General features: G+C 45.1%; 5 protein-coding genes and 1 pseudogene. 2 read left to right on the forward strand and 4 right to left on the reverse strand.

Features of this window, described 5'->3' with window-relative positions:
• The coding region (locus tag Q0140_RS09940; RefSeq protein ID WP_297964198.1) for an HP0268 family nuclease at positions 1–194 on the reverse strand (194 nt) is incomplete at its 3' end.
• Positions 195–351: 157 nt separating this feature from the next.
• Here Q0140_RS09940 and nusA point away from each other — a divergent pair.
• On the forward strand, positions 352–1,479 hold the full coding sequence (gene nusA, locus Q0140_RS09945; RefSeq protein WP_297964200.1) for a transcription termination factor NusA: 1,128 nt from the start codon (positions 352–354) through the stop codon (positions 1,477–1,479).
• A gap of 392 nt (positions 1,480–1,871) precedes the next feature.
• Here nusA and Q0140_RS09950 read toward each other — a convergent pair whose 3' ends face one another.
• Complete coding sequence (locus Q0140_RS09950; RefSeq protein ID WP_297964205.1) at positions 1,872–2,369, reverse strand: YiiX/YebB-like N1pC/P60 family cysteine hydrolase; 498 nt, start codon at positions 2,367–2,369, stop codon at positions 1,872–1,874.
• Positions 2,359–2,847, reverse strand: a complete 489-nt coding sequence (locus tag Q0140_RS09955; RefSeq protein WP_297964202.1) for a hypothetical protein — start codon at positions 2,845–2,847, stop codon at positions 2,359–2,361. Before Q0140_RS09955 ends, Q0140_RS09950 begins: the two co-directional genes overlap by 11 nt.
• Positions 2,848–3,312: 465 nt before the next feature.
• On the opposite strand from Q0140_RS09955, the gene Q0140_RS09960 reads away from it, so the two are divergent.
• Positions 3,313–3,735 carry an EamA family transporter gene (locus Q0140_RS09960; RefSeq protein ID WP_297964203.1) on the forward strand — a complete coding sequence of 141 codons (423 nt, stop codon included), beginning with the start codon at positions 3,313–3,315 and terminating at the stop codon, positions 3,733–3,735.
• A 529-nt stretch (positions 3,736–4,264) separates the two neighbouring features.
• On the opposite strand, the pseudogene Q0140_RS09965 reads toward Q0140_RS09960, so the two are convergent.
• Positions 4,265–4,614: pseudogene (locus Q0140_RS09965) on the reverse strand (hypothetical protein); the annotation flags it as partial.

A 4,614-nucleotide genomic window follows, 5' to 3' on the forward strand; every position in this document is an offset into this window, starting at 1 on the left:
CGCACTATGCGCTGATACACGCTAAAACCTTTAGTGTCGAAAAAATCCACCAAAGCGGCTAAATCTTTTTGAGAATTTTCTCTATCCAGATAAAATATTTTTTGTCCGCTCTTTTCTACTTGGGCTTGCAAATCCTCGATCTTAACGCTTTTTGGCTTAGAGGCAAGCTCCGTTCTGGCAAGTTTTAGCTGCATGATCTATCCTTTCATTTATGTTTTAAACCCGCGAGTTTAGCGAAATTTAGATAATAATTCGTTTAAATAAAAATAAAGTCAAAATTCCATATAATACCGCACTTCAAAATTTAAAATCCAAATTTAGTAGCACGAAATCAAATCTTAAGGAAAATTTATGGAAAAAATCACCGACATCATCGAGTCGATTGCAAATGAAAAGGGGCTTGAGCCCGCGGACGTGAAAGAGCGCGTCAAAACGGCGTTCATCCAGACCGCAAAAAGACTTTTCGGCGAGGAGTATCTCTACGACAGCGAAGTCGATCCGCAGACCAAACGCGTCAAGCTCTACCAAAAGGTCCACGTCGTCGCAGATGATGATGAGCGGCTCGATGATCACAACTTCATCGCGCTGAGCGAAGCCAAAAAAATAGGCGAAAACGCAGAGATCGGCGATGAGTTAAGCTACGAAATAAATATCGAAAACCTCGGTCGCACGGCTTCCGGCGTGCTGGCTAGAGAGCTAAATTTTCATATCCAGCGACTGCTCGAAGAGAAAATTTTTGAAAACTATAAAAGCAAGGTAGGCACTCTCACCCACGGCACGGTCACCAAGATCGATCACGACGGCACGACCTACGTAGAGATCGAGGATACGAAGGCTTTCATGCCACTTAAAAACCGCATCAAGGGCGAGAATTTCAAAGTGGGCGACGTGCTGCAAGCCGTCATCAAAAACGTAGCGATCGACAAATCTCACGGCATCAGGCTAGAACTTTCGCGCACCAGCCCGAAATTCCTAGAAGCCCTACTCGCTGCCGAAGTCCCAGAGATCAAAGACGGCAGCGTCATCATCCAAGCCTGCGCCAGAATCCCCGGCAGGCGCGCCAAAATCGCGCTTAGCGCCGTCTCGCCAAACGTCGATCCGGTAGGCGCCACCGTCGGCAAAGGAGGCGCTCGAATCGATGCGGTGAGTAGATTTTTAAGCAAAAATTTGCAAGACGGAAGCGGCGGCGAGAGCATCGACGCGTTTGAATACTCCGCAAGTCCCGAAATTTTGATCACTCGTGCAATGGCGCCTGCGATCGTAAACTCGGTCAAAATAGCGCAGGACGGCAAGGCGATCGTCTATGTAAACCCCGATCAAAAAAGTAAAGCGATCGGCAAAAACGGCCTAAATATCCGCCTAGCTTCGATGCTATGCGGCTGCGAGATCGAGCTTATCGAAACCGGCTTGGCGAGCGAGAAAAAGGTATCCAAGGAAGAAGGTCTTAAAAATCTCGAAGCGCTTTTCGGCGAGCTGTAGAGACGAAGCGCACTTCGCTTTTTTAAAATTTGGCTATTGCGTGTTTCATCGAATTTGCGTCTGACAAATTTTGCGAATTCTACGTTTCGAGGATTTTTATAAAGAAGCACAATTCTATTTTATAGATAAAATTCAACCTTGAAATGAAAATCCAAGAATTCGGTAGTCAAAGAAATTTCATAAATTTAGCTAGTCAAATTTTATAAGTATATGGAATTTATAGTACTTGGAATTTCAAGAATTTTAGTGTCAGAATAAAATTTTAAACTGAAGAATTTTACGACACAAAAATTCTATATCCAATCCTATCTGCACCCGCGCACGTATTTTAATCGACGCGAAATTTTAAAATTTACACAGCGCGCAAAATTCCAGCCCAAGCTAGGTCGTGCCTACCGCTCGTATAAAATTTCAACGCCGCCGTAATGCCAAAATGCCTTCGGCGCGAGGTATTCGCCGCCTAGGACAGCTAGGCTTAACTTAAAATATTTCGGCGAAAATTCCGTTATTTTTGAAATTTCCTGCTCAAGTAACGTCGTGCAGTAGAGGTTCACTTCGCCGCGAGGTCTTAGCGTAAAACTCTCGCCGACGCGCCTAAGTAGAGAGGCAGCGAGGCGCGCCTTTTGCTCCTCGCTTAAAAATTTCATCCGTACCGCGCCAAAGTCTCGCGCATGCGCCAAGAACTCCCGCATCGAAACAGCCGCGACGCCGTCTTGCTCGCCTTCGCCCGTTACCGCGTGCACCACCAAAAGCGGGCGCTCGCGCACGATCATGCCTACGTGCGAGTATTTAAAATCCGTCGCAGTCGCGATTATGCGGCTGTCAGTAACGTCGCCTAGGCGAAAGACGAGATCGCCCGTGCGTAGGTTTGATAAAATTTCATCCGGCACCCGCAGCGGCTCTTTTGCCGTAGGCGCGCGCGTGAGCGTCCAAAGCTCGCCGAGCCCGCCTAGAGCGAAGATCAGACAAACGAGAAGCTTTTTGGCTAAAGCGCAACCTTCCATTTGCCGTCTTTTTTGACGAGTTTAACGCTCTCGGTGCGCTTTGTGCCGTTTTTAAAAGACACGACGATTTCACGAGCACCGATTTCTCGTCGCTATTTTGCAGCTCGCCCGAGACGCTCTTTAGCCCGCCGCGCTTGGAAGCCTCCTCCTTGCCGGCGCCTGCCATCTGCATCAGTTTGCCGTTTATCATCTGCATAGAGCCGTCGTCCGATCTGTCCTTATCGGGTATGTCTATAGCATCCACCAAAGTCTTAGAATCGCCCTCGTATAGGGCTCTGATGAAGTCCTCGGCTACGCCTTTCGGGTCGCTGCCGCAGCCCGCTAAAACGAATATCGCAATGAGCGCGAGTAGAAATTTTTTCATAAGCTCTCCTCGTAGAAATTTTGAGATTTTATATACAAACGATAAATATTTTTTAAATTCAGATCTTTCTGCTCGGGGGAATTTATATCGCGTTTGGATTTGCGAAAGGGGTATTCGGTCGTGCTTTTACTGAATTAAAATAGAATTTTGCATTCGAAGGAAAGCTCGTCTTGCCTCGATAAAATTTTATCTTGCCAAAGCGAAATTTTATGGCAGTTTCTGCGAACCGTGTCTTGCGGCACACCACTCAAACGGTGCCCAAACTCATTCGGTAACGCGCGAGGCGAGCTTTGCTTGTCGGAACTGAAATTTAACTGTATTTTGCGACTAAAATTTTAAAATTTAAATGCCGCCTTCGTAGGATTGCTCGCTTGCGATTTAGCTTTTTGCTGCGACGCTCGCGAAATTATAAACAAATTTTATCTAAATGGGGCTATAATTCAGCAATTTTTCTAAAGGAAAATCATGGAAACTTGGGCGACTTGGGCGCTTGCATCAGCACTCTTTGCGGCGCTGACTGCGATATTTGCTAAAATCGGACTCGAAGGCATTAACTCTCACTTTGCAACTTTTATCCGCACGATCATCATAGCCTTTTGCCTCGCCGCATTCCTACGCTACGCTAAAGCCTGGCAGCCGTTATCGAGCCTAACCCCTCGCAACTGGGTATTTTTGATACTAAGCGGATTAGCTACGGGTGCATCGTGGCTAGCGTATTTCAAAGCCCTACAAATCGGCAAAGCCTATCAAGTAGCACCGATCGATAAACTAAGCGTAGTGCTCGTTGTAATCATCGCCGTGATCTTTTTAGGCGAGCGCCCGAGTCTTCGTGAATGGCTCGCGCTAGCGCTCATCGGCGCAGGCGTGATAATGCTAGCGTTTAAATAGGGTAAAATTTGCTTTAAATCTATCTCTTGTGGTCTTTTTAGCCGCTACTCTCGCACTACGCCATATGCTTTGCGTCAGATAAACCCACTGCCGCTTCTGCAAAATTGCCGCCCTAAACCACTATGATTTCTTATGGCTTGACTTTAGCCTACACGATCTCTAGGCATTAGCTTAAACGTGCCGATAATCGATTTGCCGATACCTTGCTGTAGTTAGGCGGTCTTTAGGGTAGTTTTAGTTCTGTTTAAAAGTAGTGAGATTAAAATTTATGAAAAATCAAGAATTTACACCTTAAAATTCCAAAAAATATCGGCTCACCGTATCATAAAATAAAATTGCATCCGCAAGTTTAAATCGAACTGTAAACTTCTAAATCTACAGTATAGTCAATCACAAGCTAATTACGCAAGATGCGAATTGAAATCTTGCACACTTCCATAGCTCCGCCTAAATTTATGCTCTTGCTACGTAGATCATGATTCGTCGCAAGTGCTAGGCTTGTAGAATAATAAGCTAAGACCGGGAGAAATTACTCTCCCCTACCCTTTTTGCCCCTCTTACCTTTAGCCTTAGACGATCCCTCTTCTTTAGCTTCATCTTTCATCTTAGCCGTAGAGCTTTTTACTTTACCATCCTCATTCATAGCCTTATCCATGCTATCATCCATTTTCTCTTGCATCTTTTCTGATTTGGCATTTGCTTTAGCTTTAGCGGATTTGACGGTATCTTTAGCTTTTTTATTTGCTTTAGCTTTTGCGGATTTTAGATCACTTATATCTGTTTGTCCGCTTACGGCAAGATCATCTTTAATAAGCTCAAATCTCTTATCGCCTATGCCTTTAATGTTTTTGATATCCTCGATATCTTTAAATTTATTAT

The sequence above is a fragment of the uncultured Campylobacter sp. genome, from assembly GCF_938045405.1.
Classification (GTDB): domain Bacteria; phylum Campylobacterota; class Campylobacteria; order Campylobacterales; family Campylobacteraceae; genus Campylobacter_B.